Origin of the sequence: Kitasatospora cinereorecta (assembly GCF_024172095.1) — a bacterium.
GTDB lineage: Bacteria > Actinomycetota > Actinomycetes > Streptomycetales > Streptomycetaceae > Kitasatospora > Kitasatospora cinereorecta.
This window is the reverse complement of the sequence record NZ_JAMZDX010000001.1, coordinates 109,719-136,196: the sequence shown is the minus strand read 5'-3', so window position 1 is coordinate 136,196 and position 26,478 is coordinate 109,719. Positions and strand designations below refer to the sequence as shown.

Below are 26,478 nucleotides of genomic sequence, written 5' to 3'. Positions count from 1 at the left end.
GGGGGAATCGGGGCCGCCTGCGGCTCTCGGTCACCAGGCGCTCACAGATGGTCGCAGAAAGCAGCCACCGGCTACGCCACCCGCGCCACCGGTACGACCACGGTCCCACGTACGGGTGAATGCGGAAACGTTCATCCATCCGCCGCGTGGACGACCGGACGCCCGACACGCGGTCCGCTCAGCCGATCACCCGGGTGACCCAGGCGGCCGGGTCGTGGATCTCCTCCTTGGTGGGCAGCGTGTTGGGCGAGGTCCAGACCCGGTTGAAGCCGCTCATCCCGACGCGCTCCACCACGCCCCGGACGAACACCGCGCCGTCCTGGTACTGGCGCAGCTTGGCGTCCATCCCGAGCAGCCGGCGCAGCACCAGGTCGAGCCGGCCGGCGCCCTTGTCGCGGCGTTGCTGGAACTTCTCCCGGATCTCGGCCACGCTCGGCACCACGGCCGGGCCGACGCCGTCCATCACCACGTCCGCGTGGCCCTCCAGCAGCGACATCACGGCGGTCAGCCGGCCCAGGATCTCCCGCTGCAGCGGGGTCTGGACGACCTCCATCAGGCTGCCGCCGGCGGAGCCGTTGCCGCGGCCGCCGAGACCGGGGACGCCGCCGAAGGCGTCGCGCAGCCGCTCCACGAACGCGCCGGGGTCCACGTCGGTCTGGACCAGGAAGTCCTGCACCTCGGACTGGATGTGGTCGCGCAGCCAGGGCACGGCGGTGAACTGGGTCCGGTGGGTCTCCTCGTGCAGGCACACCCAGAGCCGGAAGTCGTGCGGCTCCACGTCCAGCTCGCGCTCCACCTGGACGATGTTGGGCGCCACCAGCAGCAGCCGGCCGGGCTGCGGCACCAGGCCGCGGCGGGGCTTGTCGAAGAGGCTCTCCGGGGAGTCCGGGGCGGACGGCAGCTCGGCCGGGGCGAAGGTCTCGTACTGGCCGAGCACCTTGGCGGAGAGGAAGGCCAGCACGGCGCCGACCTCGACGCCGGTGGCCTTCTCGCCGAGCGAGCCGAAGACCGCCGCACCGGGGGTGTCGGTGCGGCGGGCCTGCAGCTTGTCCACCAGCGGCTGGACGACGGTGCGGAAGCCCGCCACGTTGGCCCGCACCCAGCCCGGACGGTCGACCACCAGCACCGGGGTGGCCGGCGCGTCGGCGAGGCTGCTGGAGAGCATCCCGGTGTACTCCCGGACGTGCTCCTCGGCCTCCAGGGCGTGCCGGCGCAGCTCGGCGACGACCGTCCGCGCCTCCTCCCGGCTGACCTCCGGTCCGGGCCTGGCCAGTCTGGTCGCGGTCGCGACCGCGAGATCCCAGTCGACCATGTCGGCACCGCCGCTCGCGCTCGTCATGCCCTCACGGTACGTGCTGCGGCCCTCCGGGGGGAGGGAACGTGGCGCTACTGGCAGCCGCAGGCCGCGATCTTCGCGACGATCCGGTCCACCGCGGCCCGCGCCACGTCGGCGCCGGCGCTGGTCCGGGTCATCAGGGCGAAGGCCAGCACCCGGCCGTCGGCGTCGACCACGGTGCCCGCCAGCGTGTTGATCCCGGCGAGGCTGCCGGTCTTGGCGCGGACGATGCCGGCCGCCTCGGCGGCGCCGGACTTGGCACCGAAGCGGTTCACCAGGGTGCCGGTGAAGCCGGCGATCGGCAGACCGGTGATGACCGGGCGCAGCTCCGGGTGGTCGGGCGAGGCAGCCGTGGACAGCAGCTTCACCAGGGTGATCGGCGGGATCAGGTTCTCCTTGCTGAGCCCGCTGCCGTCGTTCAGCACCACGCCGGTCAGCGGTACGCCGAGCTTGGTCAGCGCCTGGGTGACCGCCTGCACCCCGCCCGCGAAGCTGGCCGGCTGCTTGGCGGCGAGCGCGACCTGCCGGGCTATCGCCTCGGCCAGGGTGTTGTCCGACATGGTCAGCAGCCGCTCGACCAGACGCGGGACGGTCGGCGAGTCGACCTGGCCGAGCACCTCGGCGCCGGCCGCCGCGGTGGTCTGGGCGGCCTTGCCCTGGACGGTGATGCCCTCCGCCTTCAGGAAGGCGGTGAAGGAGTCGACGGCCTGCCCGGTGGGGTCGAAGACCCGGGCCGGGGCCTCGTCGGTCGAACGGGGGTCGATCCTGCCCTCGTCGACCATCAGCGGGGTGACCGCCGCGATGTTCATCGCGTCGTGCTCCTTGTGGAGCAGCGGTCCCGAGTACAGCGAAGTGTCGAAGCCGAGCTTGACCGTGGTGGTGCCGGCCGCCTTGAGCGCGACGGCGGTGCGGTGGGCCAGGTCGGCCATCGAGGCGGGGGCGCTGTCCGCGTCGACGCCGGCGCCGCCGACCCTGATCTGGTCGGCGGGCAGGGCGGTCAGGGTGGGGTCGCCGCCGCCGACCAGGACGATCTCGCCGGGGTTGGCACCCTTCACCACCCGGGTGGAGATCCGGAAGTCGGCGGGCAGCAGCGAGAGCGCGGCCACCGAGGTGGCCAGCTTGGTGGTGGAGGCCGGGGTGGCCGGGGTGTTCTCCCCGGAGCCGAACAGGAACTGGCCGGTGGCCGCGTCGGCGACCGCGAAGCTGAGCACGCCCAGCGACTTGTCCTGCAGCGGCGCCGCGAGCGACTGCTGCAGGCCCTGGTTGCTCGGCGCGTGACCGGCCGCCCCACTGGCCGCCAGCACCGGGCCCTGCACCGGGACGGAGCGGTGGACGTGCCGGTCGTGCCCGGACTGGCCGGGGCGGCTCCCCTTCGGGTCGGGGGAGGTGGACGCCCCGCCTGGGCGCTTCTGGTCGCCGCTGTGCGGCCGACCGCTCGGACCGCTCGGCGAGGAGGAACCCTGCTGGCCGGGCTGGCCACTCTGGCTCTGGCCGCTCTGGTGGCCGGAGCTCGGCGAGGGCTGCGCCGCCGCCGGGTCCACCCCGACCGTCAGCCCGCCCGTCGCCAGGGCCACCCCCAGCACACCCGCGACCGCGGCTCTCCGACCGCGCCCCGCCCCGCTACCACCATTCACCGACCGGCCCCTTTCAAGAGCACACCCTGCCGTAGGAGACACTTGATTCTGTCAGTCCCTACCTTGGAGGAAGCGTTGGAGTTCGACGTCCTGATCGAGATCCCGAAGGGCTCGCGCAACAAGTACGAGGTCGATCATGAGACCGGCCGCCTGCGGCTCGACCGGATGCTCTTCACCTCGACCCGCTACCCGGCCGACTACGGCTACGTCGAGGGGACCCTGGGCGAGGACGGCGACCCGCTGGACGCCCTGGTCATCCTGGACGAGCCGACCTTCCCGGGCTGCCTGATCAAGTGCCGCGCCATCGGCATGTTCCACATGACCGACGAGGCCGGCGGCGACGACAAGCTGCTGTGCGTCCCGGCGACCGACCCGCGCTGGGAGCACCTGCGCGACATCCACCACGTGTCGGAGTTCGACCGCCTGGAGATCCAGCACTTCTTCGAGGTCTACAAGGACCTGGAGCCCGGCAAGTCCGTCGAGGGCGCCAACTGGGTCGGCCGCACCGAGGCCGAGGCCGAGATCAAGGCCTCCGTCAAGCGCCTCGAGGACCAGGGCGGCCACTGACCGGCCACCCGTCAGGGGCGCGCAGGCACGCGCAGGGGCGCGAGCGACCGTACGGTCACTCGCGCCCCTGCGGCGTTTCCGGGTGACGTCGGGGACGTCACCCGGGGAACGTCACCGTGGGTCAGTGCGCCCGGCGGCGGCGGAGGGCCACCAGCAGCCCGCCCGCGCCGATCAGAGCAGCGCCGCCCATGGCCATCGGCACCGGGGCCGCCGCGGAACCGGTGTGCGCGAGCTCAGCGGCCGCCGAGGCCGCCGCCGGGTCGCTCGCGGCCGCACCGTGCTCGTCGGAGTGGCCCTTGGCCGAGTCGTGCGACTTCCCGTGCTCCTTCTTGCCGTGCTCGCCGCCCGAGTGCTTCCCCACGATGGCGGCGTTGGCCTTGCTGTCGCTCTTGCTGTCGGTGTGGACGTTCTGCTTGTTCTCCTGCTTGTTCTCGACCTTGTTCTCGATCACGACCGTGACCACGACGTTCTGGTTCTGGCCCTGCGCCTGGCCCTGGTCCTGACCCTGCGCCTGCGCCTGGTCCTGGTCCTGGTCCTGACCCTGCGCCTGACCCTGGCCCTGACCCTGACCCTGGTCCTGGTCCTGGTCCTGGTTGTTGCCGGCCGGCTTGCCGTGCTCCTCCGACTTGCCCTCCTCGGCGGGCTTGCCGTGCTCCTCCGGCTTGCTGTGCTCGCCGTGCGCCTCCGGCTTGCCCTGGGCCTCCGGCTTGCCCTGGGCCTCCGGCTTGCCCTGCTCGGCCGGCTTGCCGTGCTCCTCCGGCTTGGCGTGCTCGCCGTGCGACTCCGGCTTGCCGTGCTCGCCGTGCTCGGCGACGGGCTTGGCGTCGGCGGGCTTGGCCGCCACGGGCTTGGCGTCGGCGGGCTTCGCCGCGACAGGCTTGGCGTCGGCAGGCTTCGCCGCGACAGGCTTGGCGTCGGCGGGCTTGGCGTCGGCGGGCTTGGCGTCGGCGGGCTTGGCCGCGACGGGCTGCGCGTTCGGCGCGTTCTGAGCGGGCTTGGCGGCCGCGGGGCGGCTCGACTCCTCACGCTGGTCGGTGGCGGACGACGAGTCGGACCGCGAGGTCCCCATGGACCCGCTCTCGCCGAACGCCGCCTTCATGAGGTCGGCGACCGACTGGGTCCGCTCGGCGCCGGCGTTGTCGAAGGCCTGCGCCGAGGCGGACTTGGGGAAGGTGTTGGCTTGCGCCGTACCGCCGGTACCGACGGCAAGGGCGACTGAGCAAAGTCCGGCAACGACCAGACCAATGGCACGCGTTTGCATTTCTCTCCCAGATGATCCGTAAAGCGGACCTTCTGTTTACGTTTCATCGGGAGCCGCGACGTGGCGCGCCGCACCGGAGTCACCTCATCGGACCAGGCGATTAACACCCCTGGCCGTACACGAATCTGTCGGCACGTCAGTCCGCGTCGTCCAGCCGGAACCCCACCTTCAGGCCGACCTGGTAGTGCTCGATCCGGCCGTCCACGATGTGCCCGCGCACCTGGACCACCTCGAACCAGTCCAGGTTGCGCAGCGTCTGGGCGGCCCGGGTGATGCCGTTCTTGATGGCCGCGTCGACTCCTTCCGACGAGGAACCGACGATTTCGGTGACACGGTAGATGTGGTCCGTCATGGCACTCTCCTGGGATGTGAGCCGGGCGAACCCCCCGATCCACCGTGCAACAGCTCACCCGGGCGGGCAACCACAGGAACGAGCGCCGCGGGCGTCCGCGTCAGAAGGCCGCGCGGACCTCTCCGACGACGCGTCCGCCGCCGTGCAGCGGCGCGGCGCCGATCCGGGCCAGCACCGGCGCGTCGAGGCCCAGGCGTCGCAGGGCGGCCGCGAGGACCGGCCCGCGGGCGCGCTCCGCACCGTCGTCGATCTTGAAGGCGAGGGCGCGGCCGTCCGCCAGGGCGACCACCTGGACGGCCTCGGCGCCCATCTTGGAGAGCGCACCCGGCACCTCCCGCATCAGCCAGGTGTCGGCGCGCCGGGTGCCCGCCACGTACTCCGGATGGGCCCGCATCGCGTCGGCGACCAGCCGCTGCGGAGTGCCGGGCTCGGCCAGCACCAGGGCGCGGTAGCCGCGGGCCAGGCCGGTGAGGCTGACGGCGAGCAGCGGGGCGCCGCAGCCGTCCGTGCCGACGTGGGCGGCGCGCTCGCCGGTGAACTCCTCCAGCGCCTCGCGGGCGAGCAGCTGGATCGGGTGCTCGGTGTCGAGGTAGGCGTCCAGGTCCCAGCCGTTGGCGGCGCAGGCGGCCAGCCAGCCGGCGTGCTTGCCGGAGCAGTCCATCATGATCGGCTCGGGCTCGCCGCCGTCGCGCAGCAGCTGCTCGGCCTCGACGGTGTCCATGGGGAGCTCGGCCGGGGTGCGCAGGGCGGCCTCGGTGAGGCCGGCGTCGCCGAGGATCTGCCGTACGGCCTCGCGGTGGAACGTTTCCGCAGAGTGGCTGGAGGCGGCCAGCGCCAGCTGTTCGCCGCGCAGCGGCAGGCCGGCCCGCAGGGTGGCGACGGCCTGGAAGGGCTTGGCGGTGGAGCGGGGGAAGACCGGCTCGTCCGGGGCGCCGAGGGTGAACTCCACGGACCCGTCGGCGGCCAGCAGCACCAGGGAGCCGCGGTGGCTTCCCTCGGTGAAACCGGAACGTATGACCTCGGCGAGCGCGGGCAGGACGGCGGACTGCGACATCAAGGGGGTACTCCGGGTTGAGCAGGTGAGGGTGGGGGCCCGGGCCCGCCGCCGCTGCTCAGCCCCCGCTGAGCAGGTCGTCGACCCGTGCTTCCCCTTCACGGTACCTGCGGGTGATTTCGGCGCTGCAGTCGTCCGCCGTCCGCTGCAGCCGATGGCGCCGGTCGGAGACCTCGCGCTCGTGCCCGGTGAGCCGCTCCACGGCGGCCAGCAGGTCGGCGGTGGGGTGGGCGGCCAGGTCGGCCAGCTGGACGTCGCCCATCAGCGCGTCCGCCTCGCGCTGGTAGCCCTCGCCGCGCGGCGGGCCGAGGGTGACGTGCCGGGCGGGGCGACGGACCGAGGACGGGGCGTCGGCGAGGATCGCCGGCAGGCGGTCCAGCAGGGCGGGCTCGCCCACCGCGGTGTCGTCCGGCTCGACGCGGCGGCGGTCCAGCTCCGCCCGCAGGATGTCCAGCCGGCCGTGCAGCAGGCGGCGCAGGTACGAGAGGTCGGCCTCCTGCTCCTGCGCGTCCCTGCGGAGGGTGCGCAGCTGCTCCAGGCCGAGCCCGGCCAGCCCCGCCTCCGGGTGGGTCGTGCCGCTCGCGTCCATCAACCACTCACCTGCCGTCGTCCCTGTGCCCGTCCTGTGCACGCCGCACACCCCCGGATGGTTCCCCGGCCGGGCCGTCGCCACCCGCCCGGGTGACACCGTCCGACAGCGTGCCACCCGGGGATCGACGTGTGCACGCCCGAGCACCCGAACGGCCCCGTGGCGAACAGGCATGGCTAGTACTACGGATCCGCGCCAGGGGTTCACCTGCACCGTTGGCGGCGCACGCGCGCGTTCACCGGCGTGCGCCGATCCCGTACGCGCCCCCGGCCGCCCGTCCGCGCTTGGCACAATGGGCGGCATGCGAGCAGTGGTTCAGCGGGTCGCCGAGGCGGCCGTGGTGGTGGACGGCGAGACGGTCGGGGCGATCGAGGGCCCCGGGCTGTGCGTACTGGTGGGGGTGACCCACGAGGACACCCCGGCGCAGGCCGCCCAGCTGGCCCGCAAACTGTGGACGCTGCGGCTGTTCGAGGGGTCCCCGGAGCTGTCCTGCTCCGAGCTGGGCGCCCCGCTGCTGGTGATCAGCCAGTTCACCCTCTACGGCGACGCCCGCAAGGGCCGCCGGCCCACCTGGAACGCCGCCGCGCCCGGCCCGGTCGCCGAACCGCTGGTCGACGCCGTGGTGGCCGAGCTGCGGGCGCTGGGCGCCAAGGTGGAGACCGGGCGGTTCGGCGCCGACATGAAGGTGTCGCTGGTGAACGACGGCCCGTTCACCGTGCTGCTGGAGGTCTGACCGGCCCTCGGGCCGCCCCGGGCGGCGGTCAGGCCGGGACGATGACGTCCTGGCTGCCCGGGACGCCGTCGGCCAGCAGCACCGCCTCCACCGGCACGTTCCGCTTGACCAGGGCCAGGGCGATCGGGCCGAGCTCGTGGTGGCGGGCCGAGGAGGTCACAAAGCCGACCGCCCGCTCCTGCCCGTCGAGGCGCACCTCGGCGCCGTGCGCGGGCAGCTTCTCCTCGGTGCCGTCCAGGTGCAGGAAGACCAGCCGGCGCGGCGGCCGGCCCAGGTTGTGCACCCGGGCGACCGTCTCCTGGCCGCGGTAGCAGCCCTTCTGCAGGTGGACGGCGGTGGCCAGCCAGTCCACCTCGTGCGGGATGGTCCGGTGGTCGGTCTCGAAGCCCAGGCGCGGCCGGTGGCCCTCGATCCGCAGCGCCTCGTACGCCCAGACGCCGGCGGCCGGGCCGAAGCCAGCGACGGCCTGCTCCAGGCCGGCGCGGGGCAGGAACAGGTCGCGGCCGTACGGCAGTTCGCGGATCGCGGCGGCGCCGTCCGGGTCGGCGGTGGAGCCCGCGGGGAGGAACACCACGGCGTAGTCGGCGGTGGCGTCGGCGACCTCGACCCGGTTCCAGAACTTCATCGACTCCAGGTACGCGATCAGCGCCTGCTGGCCGCCCGGCTCGACGTGGATCCAGACCGTCTCGCCGTCGTCGACCAGGTAGAGCGCGTGCTCCACGTGCCCGTTCGGGGAGAGGATCAGCGCCTCGGTGGCCTGCTGCGGGCGCAGGTCGCTGACGTGCTGGGTGAGCAGCAGGTGCAGCCAGGAGAGCCGGTCCGGACCGGTCACGGTGACCACGCCGCGGTGCGAGAGGTCGACCCAGCCGCGGCCGGCGGCGAGTTCGCGCTGCTCGCGGAAGAGGTCGCCGTAGTGGGCGGCGACGCCCTCGTCGGGTCCTTCGGCGGGCACGGCACCTGGCAGGGCAAGCAGCGGGCTCTTCATACCGGCCAGCTTACGACTGCGCCTGCGCCAGCTTGGCGGTGCAGTCGGCGCACCGGCCGAAGATCGCGAAGTGCTTCAGGTCGGTGTCGAAGCCGTGCTCGGCGCGCAGGCTCTCGACCAGCGGCGCGGCGATCTCGGTGCCGGTCTCGGTGACCTTGTCGCAGTCCCGGCAGACCAGGTGGAGGTGGGTGTGCCGGTCGGCCAGGTGGTAGGTCGGGGCGCCGTGCCCGAGGTGGGCGTGCGAGACCAGGCCCAGCTCCTCGAGCAGTTCGAGGGTGCGGTAGACGGTGGAGATGTTGACGCCGCTGGCGGTCTTGCGGACCTGCACCAGGATCTCGTCCGGGGTCGCGTGGTCGAGCACGTCGACGGCCTCCAGGACGAGCTGCCGCTGCGGGGTGAGCCGGTACCCGCGCTGCCGCAGGTCGGCCTTCCAGTCGGTCGTCTCGGTGTTCGCCACGCAGACAAGTGTAGGGACCGGCCGCCCGGCCGGCCCCTACCAGGGATCGTGCGATCAGCGGAAGAAGGCGATGCCGTCGTCCGGCAGGTCGTTGACGTCGCGGACCAGCTGCGCGGGGTTCAGCACCTTCTTCAGCTGGGCCGACATGTACGGCCGCAGCGGGACCTCGGGGGCGGCCTTCTCGCCGACCCACAGCAGGTCCTCGTTGACCAGGCCGAACAGCCGCTTGCCGCCGGAGTAGGCCGGGGCGCCCTCGATCCGGGCCACCGCGTCGGTGGCGATGTCGATCTGCGGCTTGCCGTCGTGCAGCTTGCCGTACCAGATCTCGACGGTGCCGTCGTCACGGACCGAGGAGACCTCGATCTCGCGCTCGCCGCCGGCGCCGTGCTGGTTGGTGGTCACCCGCCAGAACGCGTGCTCGTTCTCCAGCGGACGGATCTTCTCGCCCGCCTCGTCCAGCACCCAGGTGCGGGAGCGGTACTCGATGAACGGCCGGCCGTCGTGGCGGAACACGACTTCCTGGCCGAAGTTGCACTTCTCCGTGCCCGGGAAGTCATAGACGCCCGCGCCTTCCCAGGTACCCAGGAGGAAGGCCAGTGAGACGACGTCCTTGTGGAGGTCAGAAGGGATCTCGATCATTTTCCTGCTGCTGTCGTCGGACGGTTTCCCCATCAACGGTACGGCAGTGATCAGCGCTGGCCCTGGTACAGCTTCATCACCGAGAAGATGGCGAACCAGGTGATCAGGACGGCCATCAGGGCAAGCAGGCTGTCGAAGAAGATCTCGAGACCGGACACGGGGCGCTCCCAGTTGACGGCGATGAAGGGTGGTGCGACGGCGCGAGTCTATCGGGCGCCCCTTTGCCGCGTAGTCTCTGGGTCATGTCGAAGAAGCTGGTCATCAAGGTCACCACCGGGGCGGACGCGCCGGAGCGCTGCTCGCAGGCGTTCACGGTGGCGGCGGTCGCCGTGGCGAGCGGGGTGGAGGTCTCGCTCTGGCTGACCGGGGAGTCCTCCTGGTTCGCCCTCCCGGGGAAGGCGGCCGAATTCGAGCTGCCGCACGCCGCACCCCTGCCCGACCTGCTGGAATCGGTGCTCGCCGCCGGTACGGTCACGCTCTGCACCCAGTGCGCGGCGCGCCGCGGCATCGAGGAGAAGGACACCGTCGAGGGTGTCCGGATCGCGGGCGCGCAGGTCTTCCTGAGCGAGATCATGGCGGACGGCGTCCAGGCGCTCGTCTACTGAGCGGTCGCTGCTCCGAACGAGCAGGCCTAGACGCGCCAGGGGTGGTCGTCGTCGGGCGCGTCGCCCGGGCCCCGGCCCCCCTCGTGGTCGGGGTGGTCGCGGGAGTGGCCGGGGCGGTCCCACTGCGGGTCGTCCCAGCGCGGGTCGTTCCACCAGTCGTCGTCGGGGTCGCGCCGGTTGGCCAGGATGGCGGCGAGCGGCGGGATGACCATGGCCACCACGCACATGGCGATCGCGGCACCGACCGAGTAGAAGCGCACCACGGCCCCGGCCAGGGCGAAGATGCCCACGCACACGCCCATCATCACGAAGTAGCGCACATGACGCCGGTGTGCCTGCACGTCTTCAGGGTATGACCGTGGCCCCCGCTGCGGCAGGGGGCCACGATCGTACCGGTCGCGCGGATCAGACCGCGATCGCGACCTCGGTGATCTCGCCCTGGGTGCCGACGACCTGGCGGTCGACGGTGGCGCCGGGCACCAGCGCACGCAGGGTCCACTTGCCCGGACGGGCGAAGAACCGGAACTGTCCGGTCGCCGAGGTGGGCACCTCGGCCGTGAACTCGCCGTTCTCGTCCAGCAGCCGCACGTAGCCGTTGACCGGCTCGTCGTCGCGGGTCACCGAACCCTGGATGATCGTCTCGCTCGCCACGTCAACTCCTGCCAGATCCGGGCCGCCGGCCTTCGCGCCGCACATGTCGTACTTCCCTTCGTTGTGCTTCGAGCCGGAGGCTCAGTTGGAGCCGAGCTCGATCGGCACGCCGACGAGGCTGCCGTACTCGGTCCAGGAACCGTCGTAGTTCTTGACGTTCTCCTGGCCCAGCAGCTCGTGCAGGACGAACCAGGTGAGCGCGGAGCGCTCGCCGATCCGGCAGTAGGCGATGGTGTCGACCGCCAGGTCGACGCCCTCGGTCTGGTAGAGCGCGCGCAGCTCGTCGTCGCTCTTGAAGGTGCCGTCGTCGTTGGCGTTCTTCGCCCACGGGATGTTCTTGGCGGTCGGGACGTGGCCCGGGCGCTGCGACTGCTCCTGCGGGAGGTGGGCCGGGGCCAGCAGCTTGCCGGAGAACTCGTCGGGCGAGCGGACGTCGACCAGGTTCAGGGTGCCGATCGCGTCGACCACGTCGTCACGGAAGGCGCGGATCGAGGAGTCGGCGGCCTGCGCGGTGTACTGGGTGGCGGCGCGCTCGGGCACCTCGACGACCAGCTCGCGGGAGTCCAGCTCCCACTTCTTGCGGCCGCCGTCCAGCAGGCGGACGTCACCGTGGCCGTACAGCTTGAAGTACCAGTAGGCGTACGACGCGAACCAGTTGTTGTTGCCGCCGTAGAGCACCACGGTGTCGTCGTTGGCGATGCCCTTGGCGCTGAGCAGCGCCTCGAAGCCGGCCTGGTCGATGAAGTCGCGGCGGACCGGGTCCTGGAGGTCCTTCTTCCAGTCGATCCGGACCGCGTTGCGGATGTGGTTCTTCTCGTAGGCGGTGGTGTCCTCGTCGACCTCGACGATGACGACCTTCGGGTCGTCCAGGCGGGCCTGGACCCAGTCGGCGTCGACCAGGACGTCGCTGCGGCTCATGGTGATGTTCTCCATCCGGGGGCGGTTGGCGGAAGGTGCTCGCTGCTTCGGGGTACGCGTCAGCCGTCCGGGCATCTGTCCGAATGACGAGACAGGGCGGAGTGCGGGTGACGCGGCTGAGTCAGTGTGGGAGGCGGATCGCCACAGGGGAATCGGACAGGCCGGAACTACCGGTCAGAACTGCCCGGTCAGCGCATTCGACAGAGGCAGCTCGACACGCGGCAGTGGTCTACCGCCCGCCGCTTCGTGAGGTCTGCCTGTCGCTTCATGACGACGATGCTAGGGACACCCCGGGCCCGCTGTCACCATCGTGTCGAATAGTGAGACCTGATCGGTCGAATGGTGAGATTCCATGATTTCCGCACCCGTACGGGCGGCGCACCCGGCCCCGGGAGGCGCCCCGGGGCATCCGGCCGGCGGCCCGCAGCGGCCTGCGCTGGACAGCGCGTCTCGCAGAGCGGGACGACGCCGCGGGCGCTCAGCCGATCAGCTTGAGGTCCTTGCCGGTGAAGTCCAGCAGCAGTCCGTCGTCGCGCGGGGTCGCCGAGGCCAGGCTCAGACCGGCCGGCAGGCTGGTCAGGGTGAACTTCTGCGGCTTCAGCCGGTCCGCCAGAGCACCCTTCAACAGCGTTGCGGTGCCGGTGAGTCGGAGGTCGTCCACGATGATGCTGTTGCCCTCGCTGTGCAGCCGGCCCTCGATCGCGCCGCCCGGCACCGAGGACTTCACCCGGCCCGGCCCGGCGTACTGGAGACCGAGCAGCCCGTTGCCGGCGATCAGCTTGGAGACGTCCGGGTAGGAGACCAGGCCGCTGCCCGAACCGCTGCGGACGGTCGCGCTGCGGTAGGAGTCGCTCACCGCCACCCCGGACAGCCGGGCCTCGAAGGAGCGCAGCGCGACATGCTCGTGCCCGTCGCTGACCGTCACCCCGTCCCCGGTGAGCCGGACCCCGTCGAACTCGCCGGACACGGCCTGGGTGAGGAAGGGGAAGCCCTCGATCGACACGTTCGGCCGGGCGCTCATCCGTCCGCTGCTGACCAGCTTGTCCGCGGCCTCGTCCTCGGCCACGCCGACGGCCAGCCGGTCCGCCCCGGCCAGCAGCCCGGCGATCACACCCAGACCGATCAGCAGCTTGACCGCGCCACGCATCGTGCTCCCCAAGGACGAGTTCCGGCATACGGACGTACGACGAGTACGACCTTGCGGTGGTTCCTTCGGCCGCGGGTCGACCGGCGACCGGCCGACCCGTGCGACTGCGGCTCAGCCGCCCGCGAAGGGCGGCAGCGCCTCGACCGTCCAGCCCTCGGCGAGCTCCACCGCCGCGTGGTCGCGGCCGCCCACCGGGTCGCCGTCCACCAGGTACGAGCAGACGCCGAGCACCCGGAGCAGCTGGGGCCGCTCGGCGTGCCGGAGCCGGACCTCGGCCAGCAGCTCGGCCAGCGTGGCCGCCCGGTACCGCTCCTCGGGCAGCCCGGCCGCCGCCTTGGCCGCGGCCCAGTAGCGGATGGTCCCGCTCACCCGTACGGGTGAGGTCGGCGTGGCGTGGGCATCGGCGGTCGCGGTCATGGCAACCCCTTCCAGTCGTCCTCGCCCGGTGCAGTGGTCGGCTCCTGTGCCGGGCCACCCACGCGAAAGGTGTACACGTACCGTGCGGCCGGTGCGGCTCCCATGATGGACCGCTACCCCGCCCGAGCGGCAATACCCCAGGCCACCGGCGTCCCGCCAGGTGTCCAGTGTCACGGTCCGAAACCCGCCCGGCGGGCCGTACTGCGCCCGCGCGCCCCTCCCGGAGCGGGGCGTGGTCGGCTAAGCTCGTGGCGTGAGGGATCCGGGCAGAGTCGCCCCCGGGTCCTTTTGTGCTTTCAGGACGCCAGTAGGACGTCCTTGCGAAACGGCGCCCCACCCGCGCCCGGCAGCGAGGACGCCCCCGCACGCGAGGCACGACGGAGTGCCTCCGGCGGACAGACCGGAAGGTTCGCGGATGGGCAGGGCAGCAGCGGGGAGTGCGGGGTTGCGGGACCCACGCGCGCGCCGACGGCCGCCGTGCACGCCGACGACTCGGCCGGGGCTGCGGGCGTTCCCCCACCCTGCCCCGCGGAGGCGCCGCACACCCGGCGCCCCCGCGACCGCGACGACCCGGAAAGGGGACTAACCGGGTATGAGTTCTCTCCTCCTGCTCACCAACGCGCTCCAGCCCTCCGCCGAGGTACTGCCCGCGCTCGGCCTGCTGCTGCACAACGTGCGGGTCGCACCGGCCGAGGGGTCCGCGCTGGTCGACACCCCCAGCGCCGACGTGATCCTGGTCGACGGCCGGCGCGACCTGCCGCAGATCCGCAGCCTGTGCCAGCTGCTGCGGTCCACCGGCATCGGCTGCCCGCTCGTCCTGGTGGTCACCGAGGGCGGCCTGGCCGCCGTCACCGCCGACTGGGGCATCGACGACGTACTGCTCGACACCGCCGGACCGGCCGAGGTCGAGGCCCGGCTGCGCCTGGCCATGGGCCGGCTGCAGGTGGTCGCCGACGACAGCCCGATGGAGATCCGCAACGGCGACCTCTCGGTCGACGAGGCCACCTACTCCGCGAAGCTCAAGGGCCGGGTCCTGGACCTGACCTTCAAGGAGTTCGAGCTGCTCAAGTACCTCGCCCAGCACCCCGGCCGGGTCTTCACCCGGGCGCAGCTGCTGCAGGAGGTCTGGGGCTACGACTACTTCGGCGGCACCCGCACGGTGGACGTGCACGTGCGGCGGCTGCGCGCCAAGCTCGGCGTCGAGCACGAGCAGCTGATCGGCACCGTGCGCAACGTCGGCTACCGCTTCGTGGTGCCGGAGAAGGCGGAGAAGGGCGAGCGCCCCGCGGCGGAGCAGGCCCGGGCCGGGGCGGCGCAGGAGGTCTGACCGGATGCTGGACGGCCGCTTCGCATACGGGCCGTCCAGATTGTCCGGTTTCGGGCCCGATTGTTGCCAAGGTGTGAGCAACCCCGCATCCGGCGGGTGAACCACCCGCGTAGACTCCCTGCGTGGCCAAGGTGACGCGCGACGATGTAGCCCGACTGGCTGGGACCTCGACCGCGGTCGTCAGCTACGTCATCAACAACGGGCCGCGGCCGGTCGCGCCCGCGACCAGGGAGAAGGTCCTCGCCGCGATCGAGCAGCTCGGCTACCGGCCGAACAGCGTCGCGCAGGCGATGGCCTCCCGCCGCACCAACCTCATCGGCATGGTGGTGCCCGACGCCCGCCAGCCCTTCTTCGCCGAGATGGCGCACGCCGTCGAACGGGCCGCCTCCGAGCGCGGCAAGCTGGTGCTGATCGGCAACTCCGACTACGTGGACGACCGCGAGGTGCACTACGTCCGCGCCTTCCTCGGCATGCGGGTCTCCGGCCTGATCCTGGTCAGCCAGGGCCCGTCCCAGCGCGCCGCCGAGGAGTTCGCCGCGATGGAGGGCGCCAAGGTGGTGCTGCTGCACCGCCGGCCCGAGGCGATCGACGACGTCGCGGTGGTCACCGACGACGTCGGCGGCGCCGAGGCCGCCGTCCGCCACCTGCTGGAGGTCCACGGCCACCCGTACGTGGTCTGCTTCGGCGGCCCGGTCGAGTCCCCCGCCCCCGGCGACCCGGTCATCGACCACGTCGAGGGCTGGGAGCGGGCCATGACCGAGCACGGCCTGCCCACCGAGCCCCACCTGGTGGACGCCCCGTTCCACCGCTACGGCGCCTACGAGGTGGCCGTCGAGCTGCTGCGCTCCGACCGGCGCCCGCCGGCGATCTTCTGCTCCACCGACGACCAGGCCATCGGCGTGCTGCGGGCCGCCCGCGAGGTCGGCCTGCGCGTCCCCGAGGACCTCGCGGTGGCCGGCTTCGACGACGTGCCCGAGGCCGCCCTCGCCGACCCGCCGCTGACCACCGTCGCCTCCGACCGCGACGCGATGGCCCGCGCCGCCGTCGACCTGGTGCTGGACGACTCGCTGATGGTGCCCGGCAGCGACACCGAACGGGTCCGGAAATTCGAATCGCGGCTGGTCGTGCGGCGTTCCTGCGGCTGCGGCGCACCCGGGGCCTGACCTGGCTTTATGAGAACCTGACGGGCTTCTCGCCCGGCTCTGACCGCACTCTCATCGGGTTCTCATGAAACAGGCGGACGTTGGTTGCCATGAGCGACCAGCACCGCAGCAACGACCAGCAGCCCGACCCGTACGCCCAGGTCCACCCGGACTGGGCCCCGCCGCAGCCCGCCGACGCGCCGACCGCGCACATCGTCGAGGGCACCGTCCTGCACAGCGAGTACCAGGTGCCGGGCGACGGACCCGAACCGCCGGAGCCGCCCGAGCCGGGCACCGCCGGATGGGGACCGACCGATCCGGGGCCGGGCGAGCCCAAGCACGCCGGGCCCGCCCGCAAGGGCGTGCTGCGCAGCCGGATCGCGCTGGCCTCCGCCGTCGCCGCGGTCGCCGCGCTGCTCGGCGGGGTGGCCGGCGGCGTCATCGCCCAGGCCGACCAGCACTCCGCCGCCGCCGCGACGCTGGTCAGCCCGGTCGCCGCCAGGTCCGACGGCACCGCCGACGTGGCCGCCATCGCCTCCGCCGTCTCCCCCAGCGTCGTCCAGATCACCGTGAAGACCTCCGGGGGCACCGCGACCGGCACCGGCGTCGTCCTCACCTCCGGCGGCCAGATCCTCACCAACTACCACGTGATCTCCGGCGCGGTCGGCGACGGCGGGCAGGCCACCGTCACCTTCCAGAACGGGAAGACCGCCGACGCAACCGTCACCGGCACCGACAAGGCGCTGGACGCCGCCGTGATCACCGCCTCCGGGGTCAGCGGCCTCACCCCCGCCACCCTCGGCGACTCCGGCACCGTCCAGGTCGGCGACTCCGTGGTCGCCATCGGCAACCCCGAAGGCCTGACCGGCACCGTCACCTCCGGCATCATCAGCGCCAAGAACCGCCAGGTCAGCGTCCAGGTCGACGAGGGCACCACCAGCGGGAACGGCGGCTTCGGCTTCCCCAACCTGCCCGGCATGCGCGGCTCCACCCAGAACAACAACAGCGCCGACACCGCCACCTACCAGGCGCTGCAGACCGACGCCGCGCTCAACCCCGGCAACTCCGGCGGGCCGCTGATCAACGCCAACGGCCAGGTGATCGGCATCAACTCGGCGATGTACTCGGCCAGCGGATCCAGCTCCACCGCCGGATCGAGCACCGCGGGCAGCGTCGGCCTCGGCTTCGCCATCCCGATCGACAGCATCAAGCAGGTCCTGCCCCAGATGCAGGCCGGCCAGAACGTCCAGTAGGTCGAACTCCCTGTCGGCCGCCGTCCGCAGGACAATGGCCACACGTCAACGGACTCAGAAAGGGCCCGAGCCGATGAATCCCCCCGCCGACGACCGCACCCCTGCCGAGGCCCCGGGCGCCGGCGCCCGCGTCCTGGTGGTCGACGACGAACCCGCACTCCGGGACGCCCTGGAGAGCAGCCTCGCCTTCGAGGGCTACCACGTCACCACGGCGACCGACGGCTACGAGGCCCTGGAGGCCGTCGAGCGCGAGCGCCCCGACCTGGTGCTGCTCGACATCATGATGCCCCGCATGGACGGCCTCACCGCCGTCCGCCGGATGCGCTCACGCGGCGACGCCGTCCCGGTGCTGATGCTCACCGCCCGCGACGCCGTCGGCGACCGCGTCACCGGCCTCGACGTCGGCGCCGACGACTACCTCGCCAAGCCCTTCGAGCTCGACGAACTGCTCGCCCGGGTCCGCGCCCTGCTCCGCCGCAACGCCCTCGCCGCCGAGGCCGCCGCCCGGGTCGCGGTCGAGGACGACGAGAGCGAGGTGCTCGCCTTCGCCGACCTGCGGATGAACACCGCCACCCGGGAGGTCACCCGCGAGGGCAAGCCGATCGAACTCACCCGCACCGAGTTCATGCTGCTGGAGATGTTCCTGTCCCACCCCCGCCAGGTGCTCACCCGCGAGCAGATCCTCAAGGCGGTCTGGGGCTTCGACTTCGAACCCTCGTCCAACTCCCTCGACGTGTACGTGATGTACCTGCGCCGCAAGACCGAGCAGGGCGGCATGCCGCGGCTCATCCAGACCGTCCGCGGCGTCGGCTACGCCCTGCGCGCCGCCACCGGCGCAGCGGCGTGAAGCCGCTCGGCCGGCTCACGGGGTGGTTCCGCGGGAGACCGCTGCGGACCAGGCTGGCCATCCTCACCGCGGCCGCCGTGGCGGTGGCGATCGCCGTCGCGGCGATGGCCTGCTGGCTGCTGGTGCGCAACAGCCTGTACGCCCAGACCAGGCAGAACCTGGCGGACGCGCCCCGGCCGGGCAGCGGTCCCCAGGCCAGCAACCTGTCCTGCGACACCTCGACCGCGGTGGCGCTGGCCGGCGCGCGGCTCGACGAGCACTTCCCCCAGCCCCGGTGGGACATCCAGTACGTCACCACCGACGGGACGGTGTGCTTCCCCCGCGGCTCGGTCAAGGCGATCCAGAGCGACCCCTCGGACTACTCGATCCTGACCTCGGCGAGCACCGCCACCTACCGCGACGGCCACTACGCGGACGGCACGCCGGCGCTGATCCGCCGGATGGCCGCGTTCGGCAGGGACGGCCAGGGCAACACCAAGCCCGCCGTCATGCTGACCGCGGTGCCGACGACCGGGGTCGAGGACTCGCTGCAGAAGCTGGCCCTGCTGATGGCCGGTGTGGCCGGGCTGGGTGTCGTCGGGGCCGGGGTGACCGGGCGGCTGGTGGCGCGGTCCGCGCTGCGGCCGGTGGACCAGCTGACGGACGTGGTCGAGCACATCGCGCGGACCGAGGAGGTGGGCACCACCATTCCGGTCAACGGGAGTGACGAGATCGCGCGGCTGTCCACCTCGTTCAACTCGATGTCCACCGCGCTGGCGAACTCCCGGGAGCGGCAGACCCGGCTGATCGCCGACGCCGGGCACGAGCTGCGCACGCCGCTGACCTCGCTGCGGACCAACGTCGACCTGCTGATCCGCAGCGACGAGACCGGACGGGCGCTGCCGGCCGCCACCCGGGCGAAGATGCTCGGCAACATGAAGGCGCAGATGCAGGAGCTCACCCTGCTGATCGGTGATCTGCTCCAGCTCTCCCGCCCCGATTCGCCCAAGCCGGGCTCCAACCCGACCGTCGTGGAGTTCCACGGGATCGTCCAGCGGGCGATCGAGCGGGGCAAGCTGCGCGGTCCGGGGCTGGAGTTCCGGGTGGCCGTCGACCCGTGGTACGTGCACGGGGACGCCGCGGCGCTGGAGCGGGCGGTGATCAACCTGCTGGACAACGCGGTCAAGTACTCGCCGCCGGCCGGGGCGATCGACGTGGTGCTGCAGGGCGGCCGGCTGACGGTCCGCGACCGCGGTCCCGGCATTCCGCCGGACGAACTGCCGTACGTCTTCGACCGGTTCTGGCGTTCGCCGTCGTCGCGGCAGCTGCCCGGGTCCGGTCTCGGCCTGTCGATCGTGGCGCAGACGGTGCAGGAGACCGGCGGCGAGGTGGCGCTCGGGCCGGCGCTGGACGGCGGGCCGGGGGCGCAGGCGTCCGTCCGGCTGCCAGGGCAGCCCGACCGGCCGCAGTGAACGCCGAGGGGCGGGGTGCCCGCAGGCACCCCGCCCCTCGCTCACAGGTGTCGGGTCAGTCCTGGTCGGCGCCGCCGCCGATCACCTTGATGCGGTCCTGGGCCGGGACGGCGAGCGGGGCGCCCGCCGAGCTGTGGGAGGCCAGGTAGGCGGTGAAGATGTCCAGGTCGGAGGCGCCGACCAGCTTGTCGGTGCCGGCCGAGAAGGCCGGGAAGCCGTCGCCGCCGCCGGCCAGGAACTCGTTGGCGGCGACCCGGTAGGTGGCGGCCGGGTCGATCGCGGCGCCGTTCAGCCGCACCGAGTCGACCACGATCCGGGCTGCGCCGGCCTTGGTCATGTCGAGGGTGTAGGTCAGGCCCTTGGAGGACTGCAGGATCTTCGGCGCGGCCTCGTTCAGCCCGCTGACCTGCTGCTGGAGCACCTGGATCAGCTGGGCGCCGGTGAGCGTCTTGACCTGCATCATGTTGGTGAACGGCTGGACGGTGAACGCCTCGCCGTAGGTCACCACGCCGTCGCCCTCGCTGCCGGAGGCCTTGTAGACGAGGTCGGAGCGGATGCCGCCGGGGTTCATGAAGGCGACCTGCGCGCCGCCCTTGTCGGCCGGCGAGAGGCCGGCGAGCTGGGCGTCGGCGATCACGTCACCGAGCGGCTTCTCGAAGTCGGTGGAGCCGCGGCCGTTGATGTCGGCGCCGATGTAGCCCACCGGGCGGTTGGCGATCGGGGCGGCGATCTTGTTGTAGTACGCGATCAGCGCGGTCATGTCCGGCGCCTTGGGCACGTCGCGGCGGACCACGTGGTTGGCGGCGGTCACCGACGGCCGGACGATCGTGCCGCTGCGCTTGTCGAGCTTGAGGTCGATCTCGGTGTACAGGCGGCCGAAGGAGGCGGCGCTGGTGACCGAGCGCGGGACGCCGTTGGGGTCCGGGATGGAGCAGGCGTACGCGTTATGGGTGTGGCCGGTGACGATGGCGCCGACCGCCGGGTCGATCCTCTTCGCGATGTCGACGATCGGGCCGGAGATGCCGGCACCGGCCGCGCCGCAGTCGTAGTTGTAGACCGGGCTGGCCGGGTACCCGCCCTCGTGGATCAGGGCGACGATCGAGTTGACGCCCTGGCGCTTGAGTTCGGCGGTGTACTTGTTGATCGTCGCGACCTCGTTGCCGAACTTCAGGCCCTTGACGCCCTCGGCGGTGACGATGTTCGGCGTGCCCTCCAGGGTGACGCCGATGAAGCCGACCTTCACGCCGCGGACGTTCTTGACCCAGTACGGCCTGAGGATCGGCCTGCCGGTCTTCTCGCTGGTCACATTGGCGGCCAGGTACTGGAAGTCGGCGCCCCCGAACTCGCGGCCCTCGACGTAGCAGCCGTCGGTCGGGTGGCAGCCGCCGCGCTGCATGCGCAGCAGCTCGGCCGAGCCCTCGTCGAACTCGTGGTTGCCGACGCTGGTGACGTCCAGGCCGAGCTTGTTCATCGCCTCGATGGTCGGCTCGTCGTGGAACAGGCCGGACAGCAGCGGGCTGGCCCCGACGATGTCGCCGGCGGCGACGGTGACGGAGTTGCGGTGGCCCTCGCGGGCCTGCCGCAGGGCGGTGGCCAGGTACTCGACACCGCCGGCCGGGGTGGAGACCACCTGGCCGGTGGCCGGGTCGATCTCCTTGACGGTGCCGGAGGAGCCGGCCGGGGGCTCCAGGTTGCCGTGGAAGTCGTTGATCGCCAGCAGTTGCAGGTCCTCGACCTTGGGCTTGCCGTGGTCGTGGGCCTGGGCGACGGCCGGCATGGCCATCGTGCCGAAGAGTGCGGCGGCGGCAGCCACGGCCATCGCCGCTCTGCGGCGGCCGCTCTGACCGGAAACGAGCATGCGGAATCCCCTGCACCGTCAGGGCCCCGCGCGCACCGGGGGCCAGGGTGGTGTGAATGTTTCACGAAGCCTAGGGTCAACGCGCGTAGCTGTCAGGACATCCGGCGTAACAAGAGGGTTTCGTGCAGACGAACCGCCAGAATCCTTTGCTACCGCCGAGGTTCGGCGGCGAGCAGCTGCTCGGCCCGTTCCCGTTCGGCGACGGCGTCCTCGGTCATCGCGCGGTCGGTGTAGACCAGCGGCCGCTCGGACTCGGTGATGATGTGTTTGACCACCTGGACATTGCCGTTGACGTCCCACACCGCGATGCCGGGCGACAGCGTGGGGATGATCTCCACCGCCCAGCGGGGCAGGCCCAGCACCCGGCCGGTGGCTCTCGCCTCCTCGGCCTTCTGCATGTAGATGGTGCGGGTGGAGGCCATCTTGAGGATGGCGGAGGCCTCCTTCGCGGCGGCGCCGTCGACCACGTCGGACAGGTGGTGGACCACCGCGACGAAGGACAGGCCCAGGCGTCGGCCGAACTTCAGCAGCCGCTGGAACAGCTGGGCCACGAAGGGGCTGTTGATGATGTGCCAGGCCTCCTCGACCAGGAAGATGCGCTTCACCCGGTCCGGCCGCAGCCAGGTGTGCTCCAGCCAGACGCCGACGATCGCCATCAGGATCGGCATCGCGATGGAGTTGCGGTCGATGTGCGAGAGGTCGAAGACGATCAGCGGCGCGTCCAGGTCGATGCCGACCGAGGTCGGGCCGTCGAACATGCCGCGCAGGTCGCCGTCGACCAGCCGGTCGAGCACCAGCGCCACGTCCAGGCCCCAGGACTGCACCTCGCCGACCTCCACCCCGAGCGACTCCACCGCCGACAGGTCGGGGCTGCGCAGGGTGGTGATGATGTCGTCCAGCACCGGCTGGCGGTCCTTCACCGTGGTGTGCACGTAGGCGTGCGCGGCCTTCAGCGCGAAGCCCGCCCGCTCCTCCAGGGGGCGGCCCATCGCCACCTCGATGATGGTCCGCAGCAGCGACAGCTGCCCGGTGGTGGTGATCGCCGGGTCCAGCGGGTTGAGCTTCACCCCGCCGTCCCGGGCGGCCAGCGGGTCCAGCCGGATCGACTTTATGCCCAGCGCCTCGGCGATCAGGTTCCACTCGCCGACCCCGTCCTCGCCCTGCGCGTCCAGCACCACGACCTGCCGGTCGCGGAAGCGCAGCTGGCGCAGCACGTACGTCTTCTCCAGCGCCGACTTGCCGTTGCCGGACTCGCCCAGCACCAGCCAGTGCGGGGCCGGCAGCTGCTGGCCGTACAGCTGGAAGGGGTCGTAGACGTAGCCCTTGCCGCTGTACACCTCGCGGCCGATGATCACCCCCGAGTCGCCCAGGCCGGGCGCCGCGGTCGGCAGGTAGACCGCCTGCGCCTGCCCGGTGGAGGTGCGCACCGGCAGCCTGGTGGTCTCCACCTTGCCGAACATCAGGCTGGTGAAGGCGTCGGTGAGTCTGCCGAGCATCTGCGGCCTCCAGGGGTCAGCGGCGGATGCCGGTGGCGAACGGCAGGGTGTTGGCGAATGCCCGGTGGTGCTCCCGGTCGCACCACTCCAGCTTGAGGTAGCTCTTGCCGGCCGAGGCCCGGATGGTCCGCTTGTCGCGGGCCAGCGCCTCCGGGTTGCGGGAGGAGACGGTCAGGTAGCCGACCAGGTTGACGCCGGCCGCGCCGGAGGCCAGGTCGTCGCCGCGCTGGTCCACCCGGCCCGTGTGGGCCAGGTCGCGCGGGTCGACGGTCCGGTTCATCTTGGCGGAGCGGTTGGCCTCGGCCTCGTCGTTGGTCTTCTCGGTGAGCATCCGCTCGATCGCGACGTCGGTCGGCTCCAGGTCCATCGTCACCGCGACCGTGCGGATCACGTCCGGGGTGTGCACCAGCAGCGGCGCCAGGAAGTTCACGCCCACCGGGGTGAGCGGCCACTCCTTCACCCAGGCGGTGGCGTGGCACCACGGCGCGCGGGTCGCCGACTCGCGGGTCTTCGCGGTCAGGTACTGCGGGTGGGTGGCGTCCAGCTCGGCCGGCCAGGCGTTGCGCCGGGACATCGCCTGGATGTGGTCGATCGGGTGGTCCGGGTCGTACATCGAGTGGATCAGCGAGGCCAGCCGGGCCTGGCCCAGCGGCTGCCGGACCCGGATGTCGGCCTCCGCCAGCCGGGCGCAGATGTCGGTCAGCTCACGGGCCATCACGGTGGCCAGCCCGTCGTCGTCCCGGGCCCGCCGGCCGTCCGCGGTACGGCCCATGGCGTGCGCCTCGGCCGCCAGGTCGCGGGTGTAGTGCATGCAGGCCACCAGGTACGCCCGGTGCTGCTCCGAGGAGGTCGACACCATCGACTGCAGCGCGTCGTAGCTGTCCTTCAGCCAGCGCGGGGCGCTGTGGTCGCCGCGCCGCTCCACGTCCTTGGCGTGCGCGTCCGGGTCGGCCGGCAGGGTGCGGGCCAGCATCTGCAGCCGGGTCACGAAGCCGTCCCCGTTGGCCACGTGCTTGAGCAGCGTGCCGAACCGGTCGACCAGCGCCTCCTGGTCCTCCGAGTCGCGCAGACCCACGCCCGGGCCCTCGATCTCGATCGCGGCGGTGACCGTCCGGCGCTCCAGGTGCATCAGCACCGCGATCTCGTCCGGGCCGAACGGCGAGCTCAGCCAGCGCAGCCGGCCCACCCCGGGCGGCGGCCCGACCTCCACCTCGCGCCCGTCCAGCCGCGTGCCGGCCTCGTGCACATCCGGCTTCCACAGCCCGCGGCCGCTGCGCAGCGTCCGCCGGTAGGTCCGGTTGATCTCCACCCACTTGTAGAAGGTCCGGCGACGGTACGGCACGTACACGGCCATGATGGCGAGCAGCGGCAACCCGACCAGACCGGCGATCCGCAACGGCAGCACGGGCATCAGCAGGCCCCACATCATGCCGAGGAACGCACCGAAGATGATCAGCACGATCTCACCGGTCTCCCGGTTGCGGCCGATCGGCGCGTTGGGGCGGGACTTGCCGATCAGGTACGTCCGGCGCTGGTGCACGTACGGCTGGGCGTACTGGGTGCCGTACTGGCCGAGCGGTTCGCTGCTCACCTGCCCGTCACCCTCCCTTCGTTGGATTGTTCACGGGGGCCTGGACCGACTGCGGAGGGGGACCGGCCGGCGTGGACGGACGCGGCGGGGCCGCCGGGCCGCGGCCCGCGTGCGCCGCGATCCCCGGCGCCACACCGCCGCCGCCACCGGCGCCACCGGCGCCCGGCGAGGCGTTGGCGGCCTGCGGGCCGCCGCGGGAACCGTGGGCCGAGATGCCCTGCTTCACCAGGTTCGCCGGACCGTTGATCATCGCACTGCCGGCCTGCACCGCACTCGCCCGCGCCCCGCGCATCGCCAGCACCTCGTCACCGAAGCCCGGCACGAAGCGGTACACCGACGCACTCGCGAAGATCGACAGGAACAGGATCGCCAGACCCGACAGCACCCGGGCGAAGTCGTCGTCCGCCCCGGCCCCGGTCGCCACCGCGCCGGCCAGCCCCAGGATGATCACCACGATCGGCTTCGCCAGGTCCACCGCCAGCATCACACCCGCCCAGCGGCGCACGTGCTTCCACAACTGCTTGTCCACCAGGCCCGCGTACACGGCGGTGCCCAGCAGCGCACCCACGTACAGCATCGCCGCCCGGATCAGCAGCTCCAGCCACAGCACCGCGGCGGCCAGCACCGCCACCAGCGAGACGATGATCAGGATCAGCGGGCCGCCGCCGATGCTGCCCTTCTCCAGGGTGTCCGCGAAACCACCCAGGTACGTCCCGGTGTCCGACTTCGTCCCGGCCGCGATCGCCGCCGTCAGACCGTCCGTCGCGCTCACCACGGTGTACAGGATCAACGGCGTGAACGCCGAGGCCACCACCGTCAGCCACAGGAAGCCGATCGCCTCCGAGAACGCCTGCGTCAGCGGCGCACCGCGCACCGCGCGCTTGGTCACCGCCAGCAGCCACAGCACCAGCGTGATGATCGTCGAACCCGCGAACACCACCGCGTACTGCTGCAGGAACGCCGCATTGGTGAAGTCCACCTGCGTCGTCCCGTCGATCCCCGCCGACAGCTTGCGCACCACCCACGCCGCCGCCTGCGCACAGCCCTTCGCCAGCGAGCCCAGGGGGTCGGTGACACTCCCGACGCTGTCGGTACCGGGGATGACGGTGGTGCCGGGGGGTGCGCAGAGCTTGTCGGCCCCCAGGACGGTCGCGTCCTGGCCCGCGCATTTGGATGGTGTCGGACTCGGCGTGGGATCGGCGAACACCCGCTGGGCCACCATCAGCGCCGAGAGCTGGAAGGTCGCCAGCGCGGCACCGAGGGTGCCCGCCCGGCGGAGGAAGCGGGATGCGTCGTCACCGGGCATAGCGGAACCCCCCGAACTGCTGCACGGCGTCAGTGATCTCCTTGGCGGTGGCCGCCTGCTGGTCCCCCGGGACGGGGGCCGGGCCGGCCTTGCGGGTGAAGTCGGTGAGCTTCCAGTCGCTGCCGGTCCAGCGCATGGTGAGGGTGAGCGTGTACCAGTCCTGGGACACCGGGTTGGTGGACGTCTCGCCCGCCAGGCCGTAGAGGCCGGTGCACCAGACCTCGACCCTCGTCGCGGTGTCCGCCTGGTTGGTCGTCCTGGTCCCCACCGGGACGATCCGGCTCACGAAGGTCTGCCCCTTCGGCGCCTTCCCCTGGGCGTCCAGCCCGAAGTGGGCGATCGTCTCCGGGGTGAAGGCCTGGTCGAGGCGGGATTGGAGTTGGGGGAGGACGGTGGGGTCGGCGAGGGTGGTGACGATGGTGTGGCGGGTGTCGGTGCGGAACATGTCGGCGGAGCCGAGGGCGACGGCGTAGTTGGCGGCGGCGGACTGCGCGCCCTGGTCGCTGTGCGGGAAGCCGTTCGCGATGCCGTTGGCGGTGGTGGTGACGGGCTGCTGGCCGGTGGCGGCGGTGTTGGCGGGGGCGGGTTCCCCCGCCGCGCTCGCGTGGTCGCTGCCGGTGGCGCTGCCGGCCTTGGCGGGGTCGGGCTTGCCGCGGTTGGCGATGGAGATGGCGAGGACGAGGAGGGTGACGACGCCGATGACGGTGAGGAGGGTCCGGAGCGGGCGGGCCTGACGGCCATTCACGGGGTGGGTGGACTGTTCGGCGACCGGTAGCCGCGTGCGGGTGTGCGGCTGGTCGTCGGACAACGGCACGGCGGCCCTCCTGGTGCGGGGAGCCCTGGCGGGCCCGGGTGGGGACAG

27 protein-coding genes are annotated in these 26,478 nt (G+C 72.2%); 8 read left to right on the top strand and 19 right to left on the bottom strand.

What is annotated here, in order from left to right:
* Positions 1-178: 178 nt before the first annotated feature.
* Together FHR36_RS00695 and dacB are read right to left on the bottom strand one after the other, a co-directional pair.
* On the bottom strand, positions 179-1,339 hold the full coding sequence (locus tag FHR36_RS00695) for a zinc-dependent metalloprotease (RefSeq protein WP_253792760.1): 1,161 nt from the start codon (positions 1,337-1,339) through the stop codon (positions 179-181).
* 47 nt (positions 1,340-1,386) lie between these two features.
* Positions 1,387-2,910, bottom strand: coding sequence for a D-alanyl-D-alanine carboxypeptidase/D-alanyl-D-alanine endopeptidase (gene dacB / locus FHR36_RS00690; RefSeq protein ID WP_253792758.1), 1,524 nt, complete (start codon positions 2,908-2,910; stop codon positions 1,387-1,389).
* 135 nt (positions 2,911-3,045) lie between these two features.
* On the opposite strand from dacB, the gene FHR36_RS00685 reads away from it, so the two are divergent.
* Positions 3,046-3,537 carry an inorganic diphosphatase gene (locus tag FHR36_RS00685; protein ID WP_253792756.1) on the top strand — a complete coding sequence of 164 codons (492 nt, stop codon included), beginning with the start codon at positions 3,046-3,048 and terminating at the stop codon, positions 3,535-3,537.
* 121 nt (positions 3,538-3,658) lie between these two features.
* On the opposite strand, the gene FHR36_RS00680 is transcribed toward FHR36_RS00685, so the two are convergent.
* The 4 genes from FHR36_RS00680 to FHR36_RS00665 form a co-directional block, all read right to left on the bottom strand.
* Positions 3,659-4,798 carry an LPXTG cell wall anchor domain-containing protein gene (locus FHR36_RS00680; RefSeq protein ID WP_253792755.1) on the bottom strand — a complete coding sequence of 380 codons (1,140 nt, stop codon included), beginning with the start codon at positions 4,796-4,798 and terminating at the stop codon, positions 3,659-3,661.
* A gap of 136 nt (positions 4,799-4,934) precedes the next feature.
* On the bottom strand, positions 4,935-5,150 hold the full coding sequence (locus tag FHR36_RS00675) for a dodecin (RefSeq protein WP_253792754.1): 216 nt from the start codon (positions 5,148-5,150) through the stop codon (positions 4,935-4,937).
* A gap of 100 nt (positions 5,151-5,250) precedes the next feature.
* Positions 5,251-6,204 carry an asparaginase gene (locus FHR36_RS00670; protein WP_253792753.1) on the bottom strand — a complete coding sequence of 318 codons (954 nt, stop codon included), beginning with the start codon at positions 6,202-6,204 and terminating at the stop codon, positions 5,251-5,253.
* A gap of 58 nt (positions 6,205-6,262) precedes the next feature.
* Positions 6,263-6,793: an RsiG family protein gene (locus FHR36_RS00665; RefSeq protein WP_253792752.1), complete on the bottom strand. Its 531-nt coding sequence runs from the start codon at positions 6,791-6,793 to the stop codon at positions 6,263-6,265.
* A 301-nt stretch (positions 6,794-7,094) separates the two neighbouring features.
* On the opposite strand from FHR36_RS00665, the gene dtd reads away from it, so the two are divergent.
* Entirely contained in the window at positions 7,095-7,526 is a 432-nt protein-coding gene (dtd, locus tag FHR36_RS00660; protein ID WP_253792751.1) for a D-aminoacyl-tRNA deacylase, read from the top strand.
* Positions 7,527-7,554: 28 nt separating this feature from the next.
* Here dtd and ygfZ read toward each other — a convergent pair whose 3' ends face one another.
* Genes ygfZ through FHR36_RS00645 form a run of 3 tightly spaced genes read right to left on the bottom strand, consistent with a single transcriptional unit; the run spans position 7,555 to position 9,607 of the window.
* A complete protein-coding gene (gene ygfZ, locus FHR36_RS00655; protein WP_253792750.1) occupies positions 7,555-8,511 on the bottom strand; it encodes a CAF17-like 4Fe-4S cluster assembly/insertion protein YgfZ in 957 nt (318 codons plus the stop codon).
* A 10-nt stretch (positions 8,512-8,521) separates the two neighbouring features.
* Positions 8,522-8,968: a Fur family transcriptional regulator gene (locus tag FHR36_RS00650; protein WP_253792749.1), complete on the bottom strand. Its 447-nt coding sequence runs from the start codon at positions 8,966-8,968 to the stop codon at positions 8,522-8,524.
* Between the two features lie 54 nt (positions 8,969-9,022).
* A complete protein-coding gene (locus FHR36_RS00645; protein ID WP_253792748.1) occupies positions 9,023-9,607 on the bottom strand; it encodes a heme-binding beta-barrel domain-containing protein in 585 nt (194 codons plus the stop codon).
* 242 nt (positions 9,608-9,849) lie between these two features.
* Here FHR36_RS00645 and FHR36_RS00640 point away from each other — a divergent pair, with 242 nt between their 5' ends.
* Positions 9,850-10,212: a DsrE family protein gene (locus tag FHR36_RS00640; protein ID WP_253792747.1), complete on the top strand. Its 363-nt coding sequence runs from the start codon at positions 9,850-9,852 to the stop codon at positions 10,210-10,212.
* Between the two features lie 26 nt (positions 10,213-10,238).
* Here FHR36_RS00640 and FHR36_RS00635 read toward each other — a convergent pair whose 3' ends face one another.
* From FHR36_RS00635 to FHR36_RS00615, 5 genes are all read right to left on the bottom strand, one after another.
* The gene (locus FHR36_RS00635; RefSeq protein ID WP_253792746.1) at positions 10,239-10,553 is read right to left on the bottom strand and encodes a DUF3099 domain-containing protein; all 315 of its coding nucleotides are present in this window, start codon (positions 10,551-10,553) and stop codon (positions 10,239-10,241) included.
* A gap of 64 nt (positions 10,554-10,617) precedes the next feature.
* Positions 10,618-10,908, bottom strand: coding sequence for a DUF1416 domain-containing protein (locus FHR36_RS00630; protein WP_253792745.1), 291 nt, complete (start codon positions 10,906-10,908; stop codon positions 10,618-10,620).
* A gap of 36 nt (positions 10,909-10,944) precedes the next feature.
* Positions 10,945-11,781 (bottom strand): sulfurtransferase, encoded by an 837-nt coding sequence (locus tag FHR36_RS00625; protein ID WP_253792744.1) that lies wholly within the window; start codon positions 11,779-11,781, stop codon positions 10,945-10,947.
* 478 nt (positions 11,782-12,259) lie between these two features.
* Entirely contained in the window at positions 12,260-12,928 is a 669-nt protein-coding gene (locus FHR36_RS00620) for an LmeA family phospholipid-binding protein (RefSeq protein WP_253792743.1), read from the bottom strand.
* 111 nt (positions 12,929-13,039) lie between these two features.
* Positions 13,040-13,345, bottom strand: coding sequence for a MoaD/ThiS family protein (locus FHR36_RS00615; protein ID WP_253792742.1), 306 nt, complete (start codon positions 13,343-13,345; stop codon positions 13,040-13,042).
* Positions 13,346-13,937: 592 nt separating this feature from the next.
* Here FHR36_RS00615 and FHR36_RS00610 point away from each other — a divergent pair.
* The 5 genes from FHR36_RS00610 to FHR36_RS00590 all read left to right on the top strand — a co-directional run bounded on the left by FHR36_RS00610 (position 13,938) and on the right by FHR36_RS00590 (position 19,365).
* Positions 13,938-14,672, top strand: coding sequence for a response regulator transcription factor (locus FHR36_RS00610; RefSeq protein ID WP_253792741.1), 735 nt, complete (start codon positions 13,938-13,940; stop codon positions 14,670-14,672).
* A 122-nt stretch (positions 14,673-14,794) separates the two neighbouring features.
* Entirely contained in the window at positions 14,795-15,835 is a 1,041-nt protein-coding gene (locus FHR36_RS00605) for a LacI family DNA-binding transcriptional regulator (protein WP_253792740.1), read from the top strand.
* An 89-nt stretch (positions 15,836-15,924) separates the two neighbouring features.
* On the top strand, positions 15,925-17,067 hold the full coding sequence (locus FHR36_RS00600) for a S1C family serine protease (protein ID WP_301329668.1): 1,143 nt from the start codon (positions 15,925-15,927) through the stop codon (positions 17,065-17,067).
* Positions 17,068-17,140: 73 nt separating this feature from the next.
* Entirely contained in the window at positions 17,141-17,914 is a 774-nt protein-coding gene (locus tag FHR36_RS00595) for a response regulator transcription factor (RefSeq protein ID WP_253792739.1), read from the top strand.
* On the top strand, positions 17,911-19,365 hold the full coding sequence (locus FHR36_RS00590) for a sensor histidine kinase (RefSeq protein ID WP_253792738.1): 1,455 nt from the start codon (positions 17,911-17,913) through the stop codon (positions 19,363-19,365). The genes FHR36_RS00595 and FHR36_RS00590 overlap by 4 nt, the downstream gene beginning before the upstream one ends.
* A 55-nt stretch (positions 19,366-19,420) precedes the next feature.
* Here the strand turns inward: FHR36_RS00590 and FHR36_RS00585 are convergent, their stop codons facing one another.
* From FHR36_RS00585 to FHR36_RS00565, 5 genes are all read right to left on the bottom strand, one after another.
* Entirely contained in the window at positions 19,421-21,223 is a 1,803-nt protein-coding gene (locus FHR36_RS00585; RefSeq protein WP_407660771.1) for a bifunctional metallophosphatase/5'-nucleotidase, read from the bottom strand.
* Positions 21,224-21,372: 149 nt separating this feature from the next.
* On the bottom strand, positions 21,373-22,719 hold the full coding sequence (locus tag FHR36_RS00580; RefSeq protein ID WP_253792737.1) for an ATP-binding protein: 1,347 nt from the start codon (positions 22,717-22,719) through the stop codon (positions 21,373-21,375).
* A gap of 16 nt (positions 22,720-22,735) precedes the next feature.
* Positions 22,736-24,310, bottom strand: a complete 1,575-nt coding sequence (locus tag FHR36_RS00575) for an SCO6880 family protein (RefSeq protein WP_253792736.1) — start codon at positions 24,308-24,310, stop codon at positions 22,736-22,738.
* Positions 24,311-24,317: 7 nt separating this feature from the next.
* Positions 24,318-25,616: a hypothetical protein gene (locus FHR36_RS00570; protein ID WP_253792735.1), complete on the bottom strand. Its 1,299-nt coding sequence runs from the start codon at positions 25,614-25,616 to the stop codon at positions 24,318-24,320.
* The gene (locus FHR36_RS00565) at positions 25,606-26,430 is read right to left on the bottom strand and encodes a hypothetical protein (RefSeq protein WP_253792734.1); all 825 of its coding nucleotides are present in this window, start codon (positions 26,428-26,430) and stop codon (positions 25,606-25,608) included. The genes FHR36_RS00570 and FHR36_RS00565 overlap by 11 nt, the downstream gene beginning before the upstream one ends.
* Positions 26,431-26,478: the final 48 nt, after the last annotated feature.